This window comes from Pseudomonas sp. GW823-FHT06B06 (genome assembly GCF_058795195.1).
The window spans coordinates 33,212-51,939 of sequence record NZ_JBXAHO010000034.1; the positions used below are offsets into that span (position 1 = coordinate 33,212).

16 protein-coding genes are annotated in these 18,728 nt (G+C 58.7%); 6 read left to right on the forward strand and 10 right to left on the reverse strand.

Annotated elements, in window-relative coordinates; genetic code table 11:
• Positions 1–270: 270 nt before the first annotated feature.
• The 5 genes from copD to AC1Q8Q_RS24815 form a co-directional block, all read right to left on the reverse strand.
• Positions 271–1,206: a copper homeostasis membrane protein CopD gene (gene copD, locus AC1Q8Q_RS24795; RefSeq protein WP_492615620.1), complete on the reverse strand. Its 936-nt coding sequence runs from the start codon at positions 1,204–1,206 to the stop codon at positions 271–273.
• A gap of 3 nt (positions 1,207–1,209) precedes the next feature.
• Positions 1,210–1,593 carry a copper homeostasis periplasmic binding protein CopC gene (copC, locus tag AC1Q8Q_RS24800; RefSeq protein WP_033044954.1) on the reverse strand — a complete coding sequence of 128 codons (384 nt, stop codon included), beginning with the start codon at positions 1,591–1,593 and terminating at the stop codon, positions 1,210–1,212.
• Between the two features lie 54 nt (positions 1,594–1,647).
• A complete protein-coding gene (locus AC1Q8Q_RS24805; protein WP_020800325.1) occupies positions 1,648–2,559 on the reverse strand; it encodes a copper resistance protein B in 912 nt (303 codons plus the stop codon).
• 10 nt (positions 2,560–2,569) lie between these two features.
• A complete protein-coding gene (locus AC1Q8Q_RS24810; protein ID WP_033044952.1) occupies positions 2,570–4,339 on the reverse strand; it encodes a copper resistance system multicopper oxidase in 1,770 nt (589 codons plus the stop codon).
• A 309-nt stretch (positions 4,340–4,648) separates the two neighbouring features.
• On the reverse strand, positions 4,649–5,605 hold the full coding sequence (locus AC1Q8Q_RS24815) for a LysR family transcriptional regulator (RefSeq protein WP_492615621.1): 957 nt from the start codon (positions 5,603–5,605) through the stop codon (positions 4,649–4,651).
• Between the two features lie 144 nt (positions 5,606–5,749).
• Here AC1Q8Q_RS24815 and AC1Q8Q_RS24820 point away from each other — a divergent pair, with 144 nt between their 5' ends.
• Positions 5,750–7,783, forward strand: a complete 2,034-nt coding sequence (locus AC1Q8Q_RS24820; RefSeq protein WP_492615622.1) for an alkyl/aryl-sulfatase — start codon at positions 5,750–5,752, stop codon at positions 7,781–7,783.
• Between the two features lie 127 nt (positions 7,784–7,910).
• On the opposite strand, the gene AC1Q8Q_RS24825 is transcribed toward AC1Q8Q_RS24820, so the two are convergent.
• A complete protein-coding gene (locus AC1Q8Q_RS24825) occupies positions 7,911–8,816 on the reverse strand; it encodes an amino acid ABC transporter substrate-binding protein (RefSeq protein ID WP_492615623.1) in 906 nt (301 codons plus the stop codon).
• Positions 8,817–8,865: 49 nt separating this feature from the next.
• Positions 8,866–9,786, reverse strand: a complete 921-nt coding sequence (locus tag AC1Q8Q_RS24830; RefSeq protein ID WP_151144033.1) for a universal stress protein — start codon at positions 9,784–9,786, stop codon at positions 8,866–8,868.
• 312 nt (positions 9,787–10,098) lie between these two features.
• Between AC1Q8Q_RS24830 and AC1Q8Q_RS24835 the strand changes: the two genes are divergently transcribed.
• The 3 genes from AC1Q8Q_RS24835 to AC1Q8Q_RS24845 all read left to right on the forward strand — a co-directional run bounded on the left by AC1Q8Q_RS24835 (position 10,099) and on the right by AC1Q8Q_RS24845 (position 12,626).
• Complete coding sequence (locus AC1Q8Q_RS24835) at positions 10,099–10,308, forward strand: hypothetical protein (protein ID WP_083348578.1); 210 nt, start codon at positions 10,099–10,101, stop codon at positions 10,306–10,308.
• Positions 10,309–10,359: 51 nt separating this feature from the next.
• Positions 10,360–11,598: an MgtC/SapB family protein gene (locus tag AC1Q8Q_RS24840; protein ID WP_033044946.1), complete on the forward strand. Its 1,239-nt coding sequence runs from the start codon at positions 10,360–10,362 to the stop codon at positions 11,596–11,598.
• 104 nt (positions 11,599–11,702) lie between these two features.
• Entirely contained in the window at positions 11,703–12,626 is a 924-nt protein-coding gene (locus tag AC1Q8Q_RS24845; RefSeq protein WP_492615624.1) for a universal stress protein, read from the forward strand.
• A 54-nt stretch (positions 12,627–12,680) separates the two neighbouring features.
• On the opposite strand, the gene AC1Q8Q_RS24850 is transcribed toward AC1Q8Q_RS24845, so the two are convergent.
• Positions 12,681–13,244, reverse strand: a complete 564-nt coding sequence (locus AC1Q8Q_RS24850) for a GNAT family N-acetyltransferase (RefSeq protein ID WP_020800316.1) — start codon at positions 13,242–13,244, stop codon at positions 12,681–12,683.
• Positions 13,245–13,467: 223 nt separating this feature from the next.
• Between AC1Q8Q_RS24850 and AC1Q8Q_RS24855 the strand changes: the two genes are divergently transcribed.
• Complete coding sequence (locus tag AC1Q8Q_RS24855; protein ID WP_020800315.1) at positions 13,468–14,379, forward strand: universal stress protein; 912 nt, start codon at positions 13,468–13,470, stop codon at positions 14,377–14,379.
• On the opposite strand, the gene AC1Q8Q_RS24860 is transcribed toward AC1Q8Q_RS24855, so the two are convergent.
• Both AC1Q8Q_RS24860 and fnr read right to left on the reverse strand, forming a co-directional pair.
• A complete protein-coding gene (locus AC1Q8Q_RS24860; RefSeq protein ID WP_492615625.1) occupies positions 14,369–15,352 on the reverse strand; it encodes a zinc-dependent alcohol dehydrogenase family protein in 984 nt (327 codons plus the stop codon). The genes AC1Q8Q_RS24855 and AC1Q8Q_RS24860 overlap by 11 nt on opposite strands.
• Positions 15,353–15,375: 23 nt before the next feature.
• Complete coding sequence (gene fnr, locus AC1Q8Q_RS24865) at positions 15,376–16,119, reverse strand: fumarate/nitrate reduction transcriptional regulator Fnr (RefSeq protein ID WP_492615626.1); 744 nt, start codon at positions 16,117–16,119, stop codon at positions 15,376–15,378.
• A 224-nt stretch (positions 16,120–16,343) separates the two neighbouring features.
• On the opposite strand from fnr, the gene AC1Q8Q_RS24870 reads away from it, so the two are divergent.
• On the forward strand, positions 16,344–18,719 hold the full coding sequence (locus AC1Q8Q_RS24870; protein ID WP_492615627.1) for a phosphoketolase family protein: 2,376 nt from the start codon (positions 16,344–16,346) through the stop codon (positions 18,717–18,719).
• The last annotated feature ends 9 nt before the right edge of the window (positions 18,720–18,728 follow it).

An 18,728-nucleotide genomic window follows, 5' to 3' on the forward strand; every position in this document is an offset into this window, starting at 1 on the left:
AGGTTCAAGTGCGCATGTGCGCTCTTCGGATCGACAAACCAGTGCTGCGCATTGTGATCACTTGAAGTCAGGTCGGCCCTCAGGCCGTCTATTGCGATAATGCGCAGGACGCAACCCGTGAGTAGTTCCGTCAGCTGCCGTTCAGCAATCTCCAATTCGTTCCCCGAAACCATCAACGCCGATTTGCTTGCTTTCGTGCGGGGTTAGGCAACCGGGGAGGGGCGGGTAAAACATCCTGCCCCTCTGCATTTTACCGGCCTCACTCCCTGCTCAGGTTACTGCGGTCTCCATATCAGGACTTAACGTTCCCAACCAGGCCACCAGTCCCACAATCAACACCGCTGCCGATAACTCGACCAACACGCTGCGCCTTAACGCATTAGCCGCCACTCGATACTCCCCCTCCCGCAACGACCGTTGCAAAAGCGGGCCAAGGTGAAATCGGTTGAACGCGGCCAGCACCAACATCCCGGCAAACAACATCACTTTGATGAGCAGCAAAGTCCCGTAGGTGCTTAGCAGCACGGCATCGAGTTCTGGACCCACGATGAACAGGTAGTTCACGACGCCTGTGACCGTGATCACGACTACGATCAAAGCGCCCACCGATTCGAATCGGTTGACGACCCGGGCCAGCAACTTGATGCTTTCTGCTGTTTGCAGCGTGTCGAGCATTGCCATCCTGGCAAAGGCGACCAATGCACCCAGCCAGGCGCCTGCCGCCAGCAGGTGCAGTATGTCCATCGCAAAATGCCAATAACGACGACTGCCCTCATCCATCGCCCCATGACCGCTCCAGGCTAGACTGGCCAGGGCTATACCACCGGCAATAGTTGCGACTGACAAGCTAACGACAGGTGCACGTTGGTGGAGCAGCACCACTGAACCGCCAACAACCAACGCGATGATGCGCACGATCCAGGCAAAGCCTACGTCCGTCTCCAATACCATCATTTCAATATGCGGGTGCAGCTCGGCGAAGTCAGACTCCCCGCTCATGGCGCTCGCCATCAGTACCATGCTGGCGACAGACATGAGTACACCCAGCGCCGTCGTACCCGCCAGCATGGACCGAAACGGCAACACGGCCCCCGACACTCGCTCTCGTCCTTCAAGGCTGTACAACCCGAAAAGTGCCACGCCAAAGAGCAGCATGAAATCCATGTACAAGCCGAAGCGCAGGGCAATGCTGGCCCAGTCGCTCATCAGTTATTTCACTTTGAACGAAACGTTGCCTGTGATCGGATGAGTGTCCGACGACACCGCGCGCCAATCGACTTGGTAGCTACCAGCGGGCAATGGAGAGAGCGGCGTGATAACCATGGTTTTCGGGTCGCTGCCGCCAGAGACTTTGGCCTTCATGGGCATCGGGGCATGGGCCATGCCCGGCATTTCGGTCATGACCAGTTTCGCGCCAGAGAACTGGGTCATGAGGTTTTCGGAAAAGTGCAGCTCGATCTTGGCGGGGGCCGGGCCGACCGCGCCTTCCTGCGGGGTGGAGGAGAGCAATTTCGGGTGCGCCTGAGCGAAGGTGCTCATCAGCAGCGCGCTGGAAAGTGCGATGGCAACAGCGTTGGTTTTGATCAATCGCATACAAGGCCTCTCACCGCTTCAAGCGGTCATTTTTTTGATTGTAGTTAACGTGTACTAGAACCACAGCCGAACACCAAGGACCAGGCGTGCCTCACTGCGATCCTCGCCTTCTTCCCTGGCATAATCGGCTGTCTTGCCGTAGGTGCGGTTCCAGGTCACGCCGATGTAAGGGGCAAGCTCCCGGCGGATTTCATACCGCAGGCGCAGGCCCGCTTCAGTGTTGGACAGGCCGGAACCGATGCCTCGTTGCGGGTCGTTTTTGCCGTAGACATTAAGTTCGGCGGTTGGCTGCAAAATGAGTCGGTTGGTCAGCAGGATGTCGTAGTCGCCTTCCAGGCGCGCGGCGGTTTGGCCACCTTCACCGATGAAGGCCGTGGCTTCGGTCTCGAAGTTGTACAGGGCCATGCCTTGCACGCCGAACGCCGCCCAGGTTTGTGGGTCGCCGGGTTTGAAATCCTGGCGAACGCCGCCCACTACGTCCCACCACGGGGAGATGGCGTGGCCCCACAGTGCCTGGACCTCCGCATCTTCAGTCTTGCCATTGGTGCGTTCGCCTTCCGAGCGCAGCCACAGGCGGTCGATATCGCCGCCGATCCAACCCGAGATATCCCAGGCCAGGGTGCTGCCATCATCAGCGTCCTGCCATTCGAGCTTGTCGGCAAGCAAGTAATAGTTGAGTGCGGAGTCATGGACGTTATGGCCATGGGGGCTGACGAACACGGCGGCGCGGTCGGCATCGGTCAACGCCGGAATCGGCGTGCGGCTTTCGGCAGGCGCGGCAGGCTGCATCTGGCCGTCGTCCATGCTTTGCATCTGGCTGTGGTCCATGCCCTGCATTTGGCTATGATCCATGCCCTGCATCTGGCTATGATCCATGCCCTGCATATCGTTTGTGGCGGCCATTGCCGATGACAGTGTCAGGCTCGCGGTCACGAGCGCCAGAAAAATCGGAGTAATCCTGATCATGGGTAGCGCCTCATTCTTCCACGCGAACTTCACGGAACATGCCCATTTCCATGTGGTACAGGAGGTGGCAGTGATAGGCCCAGCGGCCGAGCGCGTCGGCAGTCACCCGATAACTGCGCCGTGAGCCTGGCGGCATGTCGATGGTGTGTTTGCGCACCATGAACTCGCCGTTCGCGTCTTCAAGGTCGCTCCACATGCCATGCAGGTGAATGGGATGCGTCATCATCGTGTCGTTAACCAATACGATGCGGATTCGCTCGCCGTACTTGAGGCGCAGCGGTTCAGCGTCGGAGAACTTCACGCCGTTGAACGACCAGGCGAACTTTTCCATGTGGCCAGTGAGGTGCAGTTCCACGGTGCGGCCGGGGTCGCGGCCGTCCGGGTCTGCGAAGGTGCTGCGCAAGTCGGAATAGGTCAGGACGCGACGACCATTGTCACGCAGGCCGAGGCCAGGGTCATCGAGTTTGGGTGAAGTGGTCATGGCTTGCATGTCCACCAGCGGATTGTTGTTTTCGGTCGCGGGATGGGACTGCATTTCGCCCATGCCGGTCATGCCGCTGTGATCCATGCCGGCCATGCCTTGCATTGAGCTGTGGTCCATGCCGGTCATCTGACTATGATCCATGCCCGCCATGTCGCCGCCCATGCTGCCGTGATCCATACCGCCCATGCCCATGTCATCCATGGTCACCAGTGGTCTCGGGTCTAGGGCAGGGATCGGCGCGGACAAACCCACCTTCGCCGCCAGCGTGCCGCGGGCGTAGCCGGTACGATCCATCGACTGGGCAAACAGGGTGTAGGCATCCTGGGTCGGCTCGACGATCACATCGAACGTCTCTGCCACCGCGATGCGAAACTCGTCGACGCTCACCGGTTTGACATGCAGGCCGTCCGCTGCGACCACCGTCATTTTCAGGCCGGGAATGCGTACGTCGAAGTAGGTCATGGCGGAGCCGTTGATAAAGCGCAGGCGCAGTTTCTCTCCGGGACGGAATACACCGGTCCAGTTCATGTCAGGCGCCTGGCCGTTCAACAAATAGGTGTAAGTCGCGCCGCTGACGTCGGCCAGGTCTGTGGGATTCATCTTCATTTCGGCCCACATCTTTCGATCTGCGACGGTGGAGCCCCAGCCTTTCTCGCTGACGTCGTGGATGAAGTCGCCCACGGTGCGCTTGTTGTAGTTGTAGTAATCCGACTGTTTTTTCAACGTCTTCATCAAGCCGACCGCGTCTTCGTCGGTCCAGTCGGTCAGCATCACCACATAATCGCGGTCGTACTCAAACGGCTCCGGCTCCTTCGCATCGATCACCAACGGGCCGTAGACGCCTGACTGCTCCTGAAGCCCCGAATGACTGTGATACCAGTACGTGCCGTTCTGCCTGACCTTGAATTGATAGACATACATCCCACCGGGTTCGATGCCGTGAAAACTCAGCCCCGGTACGCCGTCCATGTTGGCCGGCAACAAGATGCCGTGCCAGTGAATGGAGGTATCGGCATTGAGTTTGTTCCTCACCCGCAGCGTAACCGTGTCGCCTTCGCGCCAGCGCAGCAGGGGGCCGGGAATACCGCCATTGATGGTCATCGCGGTGCGCCGGTTGCCGGTGATGTTGACCGGGGTTTCGCCGATGAACAGGTCAAAGTCGGTACCGGCCAGGACATTCGCCTCGCCCGGGCTGGTAATCGCCCAGACAGGTGTGCGCCATAGCCCGAGGCCGCCGAGAATCCCGGTGGCGGCGAGCCCCTTCACAAAGGTTCGTCTAGAAGTTTCAGGTCGCATGACGCTGTGTTCCCTGTCAGTCGGAAGACGGAGCAATCAGGAGATGTTGCCACGTTCGATGAAGAGAGTAATGGGTGTGACCTTTCAGAAGACTGAGCTGAAGATTACGGTTTTGTCAGCTTCACCCGTGGCCTCGAATTGGATCCTGTCATGCCAGACTTTGCATACGTCGCACCGCCTCGTCGGGCCGCGAAAGGGCCGACAGCGTCTGTTCAAAAAAACCGAGTTGTTCGAATTTACCACTGCTTCGGCGTTTTCTGGAGTGGATGCAAAAAGATTTGGGGCATGACTTCAGTTACTGATTTTGCGCTACTTCATCATCAACTCGGCCAGCTCACCTTCGCGCCGGGTGACTTCCTCTTCTACCGCCCGCACTTCGCGCATGTAAGCCTCGACGGCGGGCGGCAGCGAGCGCTCCTTGAGGGAGATAAACCCATAATGGGCCTGTGACGCCTGATCGTGGAGCGGCAGCGGTACGATTTCACCCGCCAGGAGATCCTGCTCAAAGCCTGTCAAAGTGCCGACGGCCAGTGCATTGCTGTTCGCCACGAATTGGACGATCTGCATGGGCACGTCAATTTCAATCGCCGGCACAAAATCGCCAGTCACTGTGTCATAGGCGCCGGCGCAGCCTAACGCCGCGCGCGGCAGAAGGCCGGCCAGGCGCGACGGAATACGCGATGCCACCCAAGGGTAATCGAGTGTTTGCGCGCGCTTCAGAGTGCGTTGCGTCAGCAGCGGATGCCCGGGTCGGCAAAACAGGCGCCCCTGATGTTCACCCAACAGCTCGCAATTGAATTCTTTTTCGCCTTGCAACGCGCTGATTTCAGCGATCCCCAGATCCACCACACCGTTGGCGACCTGCTGCGCAACTTCTCGCCAACCGGCAACATGGGCCGTCACCTTGAGGTTGGGATGGCGGGCGTGCAAGCGAGCAATGGCGCGATAGCCGCTGATGACACTGGGGTACGGCCCCAAGGCCACCTTGAGTGTGCCGATGTCGCCCACTGCCAGCAGGGCGATGTCCCGCCGAAGGTCCTCTTCAGCCATCAACAAGCGCTGGCTTTTGGCCTGCAGCACCTGGCCGAACGCCGTCAGGGTCACACCGTCGGTGCGCCGATCGAACAGCGTAACGCCGAGCTCCTGTTCCAGCAGCTGGATACTTTTGCTCAGCGCAGGTTGCGAAACGCCCAACGCTTTGGCCGCCTGACCAAAATGGGCATGTTCGATCAGTGCCAGGAATTGACGTAGGCGGCGCGGGGTCATGTCATAACCTTAATGTTATCGATATCAAGTAAAACGGAATTTTTCGTAATCAAATGAATATGCTATTCCTTGCCAGGCGGGTCAAGACGAACAAGAGCAAACCCGCGCCATCAAGGCATCGATACTCTGGCGAAGGAACATTTCATGAACAACAAGACCCTCAGTTGCGCGCTGGCCATCGCACTGTCCACGGGCTTCAACCCCAGCATTTTTGCTGCTCAGACAACTGCCGTACCGGCCGCGATTGAGCATGTCGATAACCATTTCGACAACAAGGGCAAACCGCCCTCGACCTACACCGTCGAATTTCAGAAAGGTGTGCGCAACACGCTTCCTTTTGCAGACAAGCGCGATTTTGAAGAAGCCAGGAAAGGCTTCATCGCAGCGCCGGCCTACAACAAGATCATGGCCGATGCGGGGAACGTCGCCTGGAACATGGGCAGCTATGATTTCCTGCTCGCGGGCAAGGACTTCGACACGGTCAATCCCTCGTTGCAACGGCAGGCCGTGCTCAACATGGCCTATGGTCTGTATGAAGTGGTTCCAGACAGGATCTATCAGATCCGCGGCTTTGACCTGGCCAATATCACGTTCATCAAGGGCGACACCGGCTGGATCGTTTTCGACACCCTGACCTCGAAAGAAACCGCCAGGGCGGCGCTGGATTTCATCAATGAAAAACTGGGCAAGCGCCCGGTCGTGGCCGTGGTGATTTCTCACTCCCATGCGGACCACTTTGGCGGTGTCCGTGGCGTAGTCGAGGAAGCGGACGTGCGCAGCGGCAAGGTCGCGCTGATCGCCCCCGTGGGCTTCATGGAGCATGCGGTCGCTGAAAACGTATACGCCGGCAATGCCATGAATCGACGCGCGTTCTTTCAATACGGCCTGCTGTTGCCACGCAGTCCCTACGGTCATGTCGACATGGCGATCGGCAAAAACGCCGCCTCCGGCAACATCGGCTTGATCGAACCTAATCGATACATCGAAAAGGATTTCGAAAGCGTGACAATCGACGGGGTGCAAATGGAGTTCCAGAACACGCCAGGCACCGAAGCACCGTCGGAAATGAATACCTGGTTCCCGCAGTTCAAGGCGTTCTGGGCGGCCGAGAACGTCACCGGCACCATTCACAACATCTACACCCTGCGCGGTGCCTTGGTGCGCGATCCGCTGGTGTGGTCGAAGAACATCAACAACGCCCTGTATCGCTACGGCCAGCAGGCGGATGTGATGCTTGCCGCGCACAATTGGCCGCGCTGGGGCAATGAACGAATCCAGGAAGTGATGCGCGCGCAACGCGACGCCTATGCCAACCTGAACAACGCCGTCCTGCATGCGGCGAACCAGGGCGTCACCATCAACGAGATCCACAATGTCTACACGTTGCCCGAGAGCCTCAAGAACACTTGGGCGACGCATAGCTATCACGGCTCGGAAGAACACAACAGCCGCGCGGTAATCAACCGCTACCTGGGTTATTGGGATGCCAACCCGGCCACGCTGATGCCGCTGTCACCGAAGGATTCGGCTCCGCTGTACGTTGAAATGATGGGCGGGGCTGCAAAGATCATGGCCAAGGGCAAAGCCTTGTACGATCAAGGCAAATACCGTGAAGCCTATGAGATTCTCAATAAGCTGGTGTACGCCGAGCCGCAAAACACCCAGGCCAAGGACTTGCTGGCGGACGTCTATGAGCAGGTGGGCTATCAGAAGGAAAGTGCCGGCGTGCGCAACAGCTTCCTGGCGGCGGCCTATGAGTTGCGCAACGGCATGCCCAAGGGCCGGGCGCCAAGATCTGGCGGGCCGGACTTTATCCGCGCCATGAGCACGGAGTTGTGGCTCGAATATCTCGGCATCAGCCTGGATGGCAGCAAGGTTGCGGACTTGCATTTCGTCCTGAACCTCAAGACCCCGGACAATGGCGAACAATTCGTGGTGGAGCTGAGCAATTCAACGCTGACCAGCATCAAGGGCCAGCAGGCACAAAAACCCGACCTGACCCTCACCCTCGATCGCTCGGCGCTTGAAGGCGTGATGGCCAGGCAGACCAGCTTCGATCAGCTCGCCGCGGACGGCAAGGCAACCTTTGAAGGCGATCGCAAACCGTTCGCCCAACTGATGGCCGCCATGACCCCGTTCACCCCGGACTTTGAACTGCTGCCGGGGACGAAGCCGTAACGGCGATGGCGCGGTAGACAGTTAACCTGGCGCATCTGTGGCTTGGACGCGCCCGGTCAACACCTGCAAATGACAGGTTGGAACGCTTGCGCAGTCGCCGTGAGCTTCCACTTGACCCCTGTCGTCATCAAGGAAGGGCATAGAGGTTGAAAAACATTCGGGAGGTATCACTGACGCCTCCCAGATGTTTGTCATATTGGCGCTCAATCTCACCGCTGCGATACATCTCGCTTAGCGCGCTATCAACTAACAGTCGGAAGTTTTCATCATCTCGATCGACCATCATCGAGGTCGTTGAGTACTCAAAGATGCGATCAAGCAATACGAGATTTCCGCTGACGTATTTGTCGGTGAGCTCATGTTTGAGCATTGTGCGTTCAGCGAAGAAAACATCTGCCTTGCCATCGGCAACACGCTTGAGGCCCGCGGCCGCGTCTTGCACCGTGATGAGTGTGGCGACCACGCCCAGGGATCGTATCTGTTGATTGATCCACTGCTCGGTGACGCCGCCAGCAATCGTGGCATACGTCATGTTGGCCAATGCGCGATTGACGTCTGTACGCCAGGTTGGGCCGGTTTTGACCACGTCGCCTTTCAGCACCCTGAGTAGCGCATTAGGCGCCTTTTTGTTGACTACGGCCGATAGGCCGGCCGTGTAGACAGGAATGGAGTAGCTGACTGTTTTCCGACGTTCCAGTGTTGCCGGCGTCGGGGTGCAGAGAATGTCGACTTTTCCAGTGCTGACGGCGCTGATTTCTTCGCCCAACCCAACGGGCTGATAACGAACTTGTAGTGAAGGCAGGTTCAACTCGGTTTTCAGTGCGTTGAAGATGCCCTGACAGAGATCGATCGCATATCCGCTGGCCTTGTCACCGTCCTGGGTACTGAACGGTGCGAAGTCAGGCACATACCCCAGCACTACAGAGTGACTGTTGCGCACCCGTTCAAGCGTGTCGGCTCCCGCGACGGCGGATACCAGGGAAAGCAGGCAGACAAGAAGCAGGTGGGCGGCTTTAATCGGTTGAGCGCTCATTCCTCTTTCTCCCGTCAGGTGTTTCTTCTGATCGGCAAAGATCCATCCTTCAGATGTCTTCGGGTGAAATCACCCACACGCTGCAGGGCATCTTGTACAGCAGATGTTCCACAGTGCTGCCAACCAAACGCTCCATGGCGCCGTGGCCGACGCGCCCCATGACAATGACATCAGTGTCATAGGCCCCGACATAGCTGGAAAGCACCTTGGCCGGATTGCCCATGATCATGTGCTGGCGCTCCGGTCCAATACCGTTGCGCTGCGAAAGCTCGCGGAACGCTTCAGCTTGCGCATCGAAAAGGGTTTTGGCTTTGCTCGAAGAAAAAAATGCCGAACCATTACTGAAGCCAAATTCATCTGCGCTGATCGATGAAAGATCGTGGGCGTAGACCACGTCGAGCTCGGCGTTGCAAATGGCGGCCAGTTTTGACGCCTCGTGCAAAATACTGTCGTTGAAACCTTCATATTGGTCATCACGATGAAAAGGGTCGACTGCAGCGACGATTTTGCGCGGCAAAGCATGGTGCATATGGCTGACAAAATGCAGCGGCACCTTGCATTCACGCAACAGGTGGATATCCAGTGGAGTAAACATCAGGCGTGACAGCAGGGACTCATGTTCGAGTGCCTTGATCAATACGGCCATCGGCTGTTCCTTGAGGTGGATGAGGATTTCCTGCAAGGGCCTCTCCACCCAGACCACTTCCGTGGTGACGTGAACGCCAATTTTGCGCAGTGGTCTAGCCTGGTCCTCAAGCCATTGGCGATGGCGCTCGACATAACCCAGCCGCATCTGTTCCAGCGCCTGTTCGTTGACCATTCCAGCCGTCGCCAGCCCCTCGAGGTAATCGAACGCTACGATGTGCAGTGCCGCGTCCGAGGCCTTGGCCAATGCGGCGGCCCGGTCGAAGGCAGGGCTGTTTTCCATCAACGGTGAAACGATCAGCATGAAACGTGATTGATCAGACATGACGGATCTCCGGTCGGTAATCGCGCGTTGGCTTGCCCCAAATAACCGAGGCCTTGGGCAGTTGAACCTTGCAATCATGGTGCTTGCGGCCGGGACGGTGGACTTGATCTTTGTCAAATGAGAGGGGGACGGACGCTATCGCTCGACGTGCGGTTGCCCAAAGCCGCGTCCAGTGAAGAATTAGTTGACCATTATCAATCCTTCTCCTGTCACGGCGGTGCAGTCTTTGGATTGCGTGCTGGTGCCGGACGCCATTGCCAATTTGTGCCCGATTGCGCACGGGGTGATTCTCGTTGTCGGATGGAGGTATTTATGTTCATTGATATCACGGAGAAACCCGCCAGCCATTGTTGGGGCGTGTGCATTGATGCCCTGGAAGTGAATTTCAATAGCCTGGCGCAAGCGCAGGCATTCGTTGATCAGCTCAAGGCACGTATCGAAGCCCCCCATGTCTGGCCGAATGCTCGAGACTCGGCAGCCCGTGCCAGCCGAATACCGCAGGCTCGCACCGATCTCGTGTAGTCAGCAGGACGTGGGCCAGCACGGGGCCGGGCTTGTGCAGGTGACAACCCAATGAATGAAACCTTCGGGATGGCGGGTGCCGCTGCTGCGCTGGGAATTGGCATGCTCATCGGCCTTGAGCGCGAACGGCACAAAGGGCAGGAGGAGAACCGTGCGTGTGCCGGTTTGCGCACCTATGCGATCACTGCATTGCTGGGTTATGTGGCGATGCAGCTCGGTGGCAACCTGCTGATAAGCATCGTCGCGATCATCCTCGGCGTGCTCTTCACCGTAGCGTACTGGCGCAGCGTTGGCGACGATCCCGGTGTGACCAGTGAAGTGGCCCTGCTCAGTGTCCTGATACTGGGTGGACTGTGTGGCACCTGGCCGACGCTGGCGATTGCCATTGGCGTGGCCATTGCGGGATTGTTGGCCTATCGACAGAAGTTGCACTACTTTGCCCGCAGTCAATTGACCGATGCCGAGCTGGGTGACGGCCTGATCTTGCTGACCGCTGCGCTGGTCGTGCTGCCCTTGGCGCCGGATCGTTTTATCGGCCCCTACGCTGCGATCAATTTGCGCACCATTTGCACACTGACCGTGTTGCTGATGGCAGTGGGGGCGATTGGGCATATTGCAGTGCGTACCCTGGGTATCCGCTACGGTTACCCCATCAGCGCCATTGCCTCCGGGTTTGCCTCCAGCGCCGTGACGATCGCCGCCATGGGCCATCTCGTTGCCCGGCAGCCCGACGACATAAAGCTCCTGAGCGCGGCCGCGATCCTGTCCAACATGGCCACCGTTACCCAGGTCGGCCTGATCCTGGGGGCGGTCGACACCGGTCTGCTGCGCCACATGTGGGGGCCCCTGATCGGCGGCGCTGTCGCGGCAGCGTTATATGGCTTATGCCTGATGCTCCCCAAGCCGACGGCCGGCGCCAACCAGCCGATCAAGGTCGGAGGTGCGTTCAACCTCAAGCTGGCCCTGATCGTCACGTTGGCCATGACCGGTATCACCTTTGTTTCATCCATGATGCTTAGCCATTTTGGCCAGCTGGGGGTCATGCTCACCGCCACGATCTCGGGTTTTGCCGATGCACATTCCTCGACGGCGTCGATTGCCACGTTGGCCAAGTCCGGCCGTTTACCGTTCGACGCTATTGTCGGGCCCCTGTTGATAGCGATCAGCAGCAACTCTGTCAGCAAATGCGTGGTGGCGTGGGTCAGCGGCGGACGTCGTTTCGCCGCCTACGTGATTCCGGGCCAGGTGTTGCTGACACTGGCAATGTGGGCGGGGATGAGCCTGAACTGACGGACATCGTGCGTATCACTGACAAATATCAAGGGGGCGCAACAACAATCGATCAATCTGAGCATCTACTACCGGATTGAAATGGCCGCGCGCCGAGGTGCCCCATGTCGCAGACTCAACGTTTACTCCTGATCGCCCCTTCAGCCATGAAGCATACCCCGGCGTTCGACCGGGCCGCGGCGTTGGCGCAGGCGATGCATTTGCCGTTGCACATCGTGGCATTCGACTATTCACAGGCGTTGGCGGTCGCCGGGTTGTTTGCCCCGGAACAATTCAGCCTGGCGCGGGACGGCTATCTGCAAACGCATCGGCAATGGCTCGCGGATCAGGCCGGATTGATGAGCAAGCATGGCGTCGAGGTCACCAGCGAGGTGGTGTGGGTACAGGATCCTTTTGCAGAGATCCTCAACTTTATCAACGAGATGCCACTGACGCTGATCATCAAGGACGCCCAGGAAGAATCGGCGCTCAAGCGCGTGTTTTTCACGCCGCTGGATTGGCAACTGCTGCGTGATTGCCCGGTGCCGGTGCATCTGGTGACCACGCCGCTGAATCCGCGGCCGCGTCATGTGCTGGCCATCATCGATGTAATGCGCGATGAGGATCAGGACCGCGTGTTCAACGACCACATTATCGACGCAGCGGCGAAACTGGCCGCGATCTGCGATGCCGATCTTGACCTGCTGCATGTGTATGACTGGACGGTTGTATATGCCCAGGACATGGGCTTTGGCGCATTGCAACTGGCTAACGGGGTGTATGAAATGTTGGGAACGGCTCAGCAGGAGGCGTTTGCGGCCATCGCTGAACGCCACGGCGTGCCTGTGCAGCATCGTTTCTTCAGGGAAGGCGCGCCCGTGCCCAGTATCTGTGAGTTTGCCGCCGAACACCGCACCGATGTCATTGTCATGGGCACGGTGCAGCACAAGGGTTTGAGCAAGTTGCTGGGCACCACGGCCGAGCACCTGCTGCATCAGGCACCGTGCAGTGTATTGGCGATCAAGCCGCGACAAATGCTGCAATCCTGATGTGGGGAACGCCCCGCGATGAGCCGTTGGCCGAGACATCGCGGGGCGACTTTTCTACAGGTGAAGACGATGGATGACCTGGCGGCTGTCGTCGGGATCACACTGCGTCTCGAAGCCAAGTGCCTTGGCCAGGTCGCGCATGGGCGCATTACTGGCGGCGTCCACGGAATACATCTGGCGAAAGCCGTTGCGGCGGGCGGCCTCGATCAAATGCGTCATCAGCAATGTGCCCAGGCCCAGGTGCGTCCACAGATCGGCGACCGTGACGGCGCATTCACATTCATGTTCCCCGGTGGCCGCATAACGACTGACGCCAACCTCGATCAGTTGCCCGTTATCGTGGACCAGGGCGATATAGGCCACGCGCTGTTTGTTGTCGGTGTCCATCAATTGGTTGAGCATCGTCGTGCCGGGCTCGTTGATCTGTGCGAGAAAACGCATGTGCCTGGATTCGGGAGACAGCCGCTTGATGAAGTCATATTCACGGTCGCGGTCCTGTTCCGTCAGCGGCCGGATCAACACGTGGCGGCCGTCCCTGAGTGCTTCAATCCAGTATTGGCCATCGACGGCGGCATAGGCGGCTGCAGCCCGATCATTGTGGTCTTTGACAGTGAGCATGGGGTATTCCTCCAGTGCAGTTTCAAGGACGTGCGGGCGGCAAAAAATCCGCGCTCGAGTTCTTTTTACCCTGCTGTCCAGGTTGGAATTTGATCTGGATCAGAGACAGGCGTCAGGCGCGTCAGTGCGTGCGGGTTGATTTACATCAAGCACGCGAGAGGGATCAGGGCGCAGTGTTGAAGCATGCCGGCGAGTGATGACCGGGATCGAATGGAGGTGTGTGATGAGTCAATATCAACGGTTGCTGCTGATCGTCGATCAAAACCTGCAACGCTCTCCCGCCGAACAGCGTGCCGTCGCGCTGGCCAAGGCCGCCGGCGCAGTCCTGGATGTACGGGTGTTTGCCGAACCGGTGCCAGTGGTTCATTTGTGGGCCGAGAAAGTCGACGACACAGAGCATCAACGCTATATGCGTCGCTACCGCCGCTGGGAGGCCGAAGAGCTCGATCGGCTCAACGATATGGGGCTGGATGTGACAGTCAAAGCCGTCTTCACCACCCATCCGTTGCTGGACATACTGAAAACGGTCGAGGATCTGAAGCCCGATTTGCTGATCAAGGATGTCAGCCTTGAACCGGTGCTCAAGCGAGTATTCATCACGCCACTCGATTGCCACCTGTTGCGTGAGTGCCCGGTCCCCGTGCACTTGGTCAACCATGTCCGCTACAGCTTGCCGCATCGAATCGTGGCAGCCGTGGACCCCTTCGATCCAGCGACTCAAATCAGCGGCTTGAATGACACCATCATCCAGACCGCCAATGCCCTGGCCTTGCAATGCGACGCGCCGTTACACCTGCTGTACGCCTATGACCTGTCACCCCTCTTCAACAGCGATGCGCCACTGGCCGGGGGAGGGTGGGGCGTGGACGTTATCGAGGAGCTGCGTCAGTCCTTGCACCAGGCGTTCGTGACATTGGCGGAGCGCTACGGCGTGCCGCCGGAACGACGCCATTTCGTCATGGGGTTGCCTGTGCCGGTGATCAGTGAGTTCGTCGAGGAGTATTTGGCTGACGTGGTGGTGATGGGCACTGTGCATCGGGTTGGGATCGACCGGCTGATCGGCAGCAATACCGAGCGGGCGCTGTACTCGGTGCCAGGGAGCATCCTGGCGGTCAGGCAGCGCGTCAGGGTATGAGTACGATTGCGCCGTTGAACTGCCCGCTCCGCAACCGTTCCAGCGCTTGATTGGCATCGTCCAGGGCAAAACAGGTGACGTCAGAGTGAACGGGCGTGTGCTGCAGTGCCTCGAAAAACGCTGTGCCATCTTCACGGGTCAAGTTGGCGACCGATCGAACGCTGCGCTCGCCCCACAACAGCCGATAGGGAAAGGCGGGAATGTCACTCATATGGATGCCGGCGCAAATCACGCAGCCTCCCTTGACGGTGACCGCCAGTGCCAGTGGCACCAAGGCACCAACCGGGGCGAAAATCAGGCTGGCATCGAGCAGATGCGGCGGAGGCTGATCCGAGGGCCCGGCCCATTCGGCACCCAGCGACCGGGCATAAGCCTGGCCTTCGCTGTCGTCTGGACGGGTGAAGGCGTACACCTTCTGTTTACGTCCACGGGCGATCTGAATGGCCAGGTGTGCCGCCGCGCCAAAACCATAGAGGCCCAGATGGTGGGCGCCTCGGGCCATTTGCAGGGCCCGAAAGCCAATCAGCCCGGCGCACAGCAGCGGTGCGGCCTGGGTGTCGGAAAGTGCCTCAGGGATCGGGAAGCAAAAGTGTGCGTCGGCTACGGTGTACTCGGCATACCCTCCGTCCAGATGGCAGCCGGTGAACCGGGCCTTATCGCAGAGGTTTTCTCGTCCCGAATGGCAGAATACGCAGTGCCCGCAGGTCCAGCCCAGCCAGGGCACGCCTACCCGCCGGCCAATCCACTCGGCAGCGACGTCGGCACCGACGGCCGTGACTTCGCCGACAATTTCATGCCCCGGCACGCGTGGCAGCCGCGCTTGGGGCAATTCGCCATCCACCAGGTGCAGATCGGTGCGGCACACGCCGCACGCCAGGACCTTGATCAGCAGCTGCTGTGAGTCGGGCGTGGGAATGGGGCGCTCTTGCAATTGCAGTGACTGGCCGGGGCGATGCAGGACCATGGCACGCATGAACACACTCCAGGCGGCAGGTTTCAACTCAGGTGACGATGACAGCCCACTATCAGTTGCTTGAGTCCATCCATGTTCTGAATGTTGACGTCGCGGCCGGTTATTTCCACCAAACCTTGGTCACGCAGGTGAGCGATGCCCCGACAAACGGTTTCAAGGCGCAGGCCCAGATAAGAACCGATTTCCTCCCGGCGCATTTTCAGCACGAAATTGCGCGACGAATAACCACGGGAATTCAAGCGTTGCGACATATTCAGCAAAAAAGCGGCCAACCGTTCGTCCGAGTTCATGTTGCCCAGCATCATCATCATGTCGTGATCACGCACGATTTCCCGGCTGAGGATTTTGTTCAGGTTGTGCTGCAATGAAGGCAACTCTCGGGCAAGTTTTTCCAGGTGGGCAAAATGGATGGGGCAGACCTCGCTGTCCTCCAGGGCAACCGCATCGCAGGTATGCTGATCTGTGCTGATGGCGTCCAGGCCGAGCATTTCACCTGGAATCTGAAACCCGGTGACCTGCTCGCGACCGTCGATGGAAAGCACGCTGGTCTTGAATGAACCCAGTCGCACGGCATACAGCGAACGCAATGGATCGCCTGCGCGGTAGAGTGCCGAGCCTTTCTTGACCTTGAGTCGTTGAATGATCAGCGTGTCCAGGCGCTCGATTTCCACACCGGTCAAGCCTAACGGCAGACACAGTTCCAACACGCTGCAACTGGAGCACGCCGTTTTGACATGTTGGTCGCGATACGATCGAGTTTCAGTCACGTGGAAGCCCTCCATATCAGCTTATTGAGCATAGTGTTTATTGCTGTTTGACGTTTAAAAAAGACGCCTGAAACTGAGTGATCAGACGAATGGATCCTGATCCGGCTTTGTTACAGATAAGTATTAGAGCTTCGTTGAAACTTGAGGTAAATCAAGTTTCAACGCTTGCAGACCCACAGAATCAACCTATTGATCGGTGTACGGGATACGGCTGGAGAATTGCGATGAGCGACTTTCTGAGTACCGAGCAACTGGAAGGGCTGGATGCCTATTGGCGAGCGTCCAATTACCTGGCGGTCGGGCAGATTTATCTCAAGGACAACCCGTTGCTGAAGGAGCCGCTGGCCCTGGCGCACATCAAGCCACGGTTATTGGGCCATTGGGGCACGACGCCGGGCTTGAACCTGATCTACACGCACCTCAACCGGTTGATCAAGCAGCACGACCTGAACATCTTATTCATCGCCGGTCCCGGCCATGGCGGGCCGGCGGTGGTGGCGCAGACTTATCTGGAAGGCACTTTTACCGAGTGCTATCCCTCGGTAGAGCGCAACAGTAATGGCCTGGTCCGTCTGTTTCGGCAGTTTTCCTGGCCGTACGGCATTTCCAGCCATGTATCGGCGCAAATACCAGGGTCGATTCATGAGGGCGGCGAACTGGGATATAGCCTGGCCCATGCCTACGGTGCGGCGTTCGATAACCCCGACTTGATCGTCGCTTGCGTGATCGGTGATGGCGAGGCCGAAACGGGGACGCTGGCGGCCAGTTGGCACTCCAACAAGTTCCTCAACCCCGCGCGTGACGGCGCGGTGCTGCCAATCCTGCATCTGAACGGCTACAAAATCGCCAACCCCACGGTGCTCTCCAGAATCAGCGAGGACGAGCTGTCGGCGCTGATGTATGGCTATGGCTACGATCCCTATTTTGTCGAAGGCGATGACCCCATGGCGGTGCATCAGGCGCTGGCCAGGACACTGGACACGATCACGCTCAAGATTGCCGAGATTCAGCGCGTTGCGCGCCAGCATCCGCAGGATGAGCCATCGGAGCGCCAACTCTGGCCAATGCTGGTACTGCGCACGCCCAAGGGCTGGACCGGGCCGAAGTTTGTCGACGGTCATCGGGTCGAGGGGACTTGGCGGGCGCATCAGGTCCCTCTGGCCGATTTCCGCCAGGCGCTGCACCTGCGCCAGCTGGAGGAATGGCTCAACAGTTACCGGCCTGATGAATTGTTCGATGTCAACGGCACCTTGCTCCCCGAACTGGCCGCCCTGGCGCCCACCGGACAGCAGCGCATGAGCGCCAATCCCCATGCCAATGGCGGCCTGTTGTTGCGACCCTTGAACCTGCCGCGTTTTACCGACTATGCGGTGAAGTTTGACGCCCCCGGCACCCTGCGGGCCGAAGCGACACGGGTCATGGGCACCTACCTGCGCGACGTCATGAAAAACAACCTGGGCGCCAGCAACTTTCGGTTGTTTGGCCCGGATGAAACCGCCTCGAACCGACTCGATGCGGTCTATGACGTCAGCGCCAAGGCGTGGATGGACCCGCTGGAGCTTGAGGACCTCAATCTGGCGGCCGATGGTCGTGTGATGGAAATTCTCAGTGAACAAGTGTGCGAGGGTTGGCTTGAAGGGTATCTGCTGACGGGACGCCATGGATTGCTGTCCTGTTACGAGGCCTTTATCCACATCGTCGATTCGATGGTCAACCAGCATGCCAAATGGTTGAAAACCGCCGCCGAGGTGCCATGGCGTAAACCGATCGCCTCGCTGAATTTTCTGCTGACCTCCCATGTCTGGCGCCAGGACCATAATGGGTTCTCCCACCAGGACCCGGGCTTCATCGATCTGGTGGCGAACAAAAAATCGGACGTGGTGCGCATCTACCTGCCGCCCGACGCCAATTGCCTGCTCTCGGTGGCTGACCACTGTCTCAGAAGCCGCGACTACATCAACGTCATCGTCGCCGGTAAACAACCGGAATGGCAGTGGCTGGAAATCGACGCTGCCCTGCGCCATTGCCAGGCGGGTATCGGCCGATGGGACTGGGCCTGCCACGAGGACGACGACCCGGACGTCGTGATGGCCTGCGCCGGCGACGTGCCAACCCTGGAAACCCTGGCCGCAGTGACTTTGTTGCGCGAGTACGTACCGGATTTGCGGGTGAGGGTGATCAATGTCGTGGACTTGATGGTGCTTCAGCCTTCCTTCCAGCATCCCCATGGTTTACCGGACACGGCATTCAACGAACTGTTTACCGTCGACAAACCGGTCATCTTCGCCTTCCATGGCTATCCCGCGCTGATTCACCGGTTGATTTACAAGCGCACCAATCATGAGAATTTTCATGTGCGGGGCTTCATTGAGGAGGGCGCGACCACGACGCCGTTCGACATGGCTGTGCTCAACTACCTGGATCGTTTTCGGCTGGTGCTGGACGTCATCGAGCGGGTGCCCCGGTTGCACGATCAGTTGCAAGACGCGCGCTCACGCTATTGGTCGATCCTGGAAAAACACAAGCTCTACCTCATTGAGCATGGACAGGACATGCCCGAAATCCTCAACTGGCAATGGACACCGAGAGTAACCAACTGACTGGAGGTC

What these genes read in the sequence shown, in the direction of transcription:
- AC1Q8Q_RS24845 (WP_492615624.1), top strand. Translation starts at nt 11,703, where the DNA reads ATGTCGCAGACTCAACGTTTACTCCTGATCGCCCCTTCAGCCATGAAG.
- AC1Q8Q_RS24850 (WP_020800316.1), bottom strand. Translation starts at nt 13,244, where the DNA reads ATGCTCACTGTCAAAGACCACAATGATCGGGCTGCAGCCGCCTATGCC.
- AC1Q8Q_RS24810 (WP_033044952.1), bottom strand. Translation starts at nt 4,339, where the DNA reads ATGCGACCTGAAACTTCTAGACGAACCTTTGTGAAGGGGCTCGCCGCC.
- AC1Q8Q_RS24830 (WP_151144033.1), bottom strand. Translation starts at nt 9,786, where the DNA reads ATGTCTGATCAATCACGTTTCATGCTGATCGTTTCACCGTTGATGGAA.
- AC1Q8Q_RS24855 (WP_020800315.1), top strand. Translation starts at nt 13,468, where the DNA reads ATGAGTCAATATCAACGGTTGCTGCTGATCGTCGATCAAAACCTGCAA.
- AC1Q8Q_RS24820 (WP_492615622.1), top strand. Translation starts at nt 5,750, where the DNA reads ATGAACAACAAGACCCTCAGTTGCGCGCTGGCCATCGCACTGTCCACG.
- copD (WP_492615620.1), bottom strand. Translation starts at nt 1,206, where the DNA reads ATGAGCGACTGGGCCAGCATTGCCCTGCGCTTCGGCTTGTACATGGAT.
- AC1Q8Q_RS24870 (WP_492615627.1), top strand. Translation starts at nt 16,344, where the DNA reads ATGAGCGACTTTCTGAGTACCGAGCAACTGGAAGGGCTGGATGCCTAT.
- AC1Q8Q_RS24835 (WP_083348578.1), top strand. Translation starts at nt 10,099, where the DNA reads ATGTTCATTGATATCACGGAGAAACCCGCCAGCCATTGTTGGGGCGTG.
- AC1Q8Q_RS24825 (WP_492615623.1), bottom strand. Translation starts at nt 8,816, where the DNA reads ATGAGCGCTCAACCGATTAAAGCCGCCCACCTGCTTCTTGTCTGCCTG.
- AC1Q8Q_RS24815 (WP_492615621.1), bottom strand. Translation starts at nt 5,605, where the DNA reads ATGACCCCGCGCCGCCTACGTCAATTCCTGGCACTGATCGAACATGCC.
- AC1Q8Q_RS24860 (WP_492615625.1), bottom strand. Translation starts at nt 15,352, where the DNA reads ATGCGTGCCATGGTCCTGCATCGCCCCGGCCAGTCACTGCAATTGCAA.
- AC1Q8Q_RS24805 (WP_020800325.1), bottom strand. Translation starts at nt 2,559, where the DNA reads ATGATCAGGATTACTCCGATTTTTCTGGCGCTCGTGACCGCGAGCCTG.
- AC1Q8Q_RS24840 (WP_033044946.1), top strand. Translation starts at nt 10,360, where the DNA reads ATGAATGAAACCTTCGGGATGGCGGGTGCCGCTGCTGCGCTGGGAATT.
- copC (WP_033044954.1), bottom strand. Translation starts at nt 1,593, where the DNA reads ATGCGATTGATCAAAACCAACGCTGTTGCCATCGCACTTTCCAGCGCG.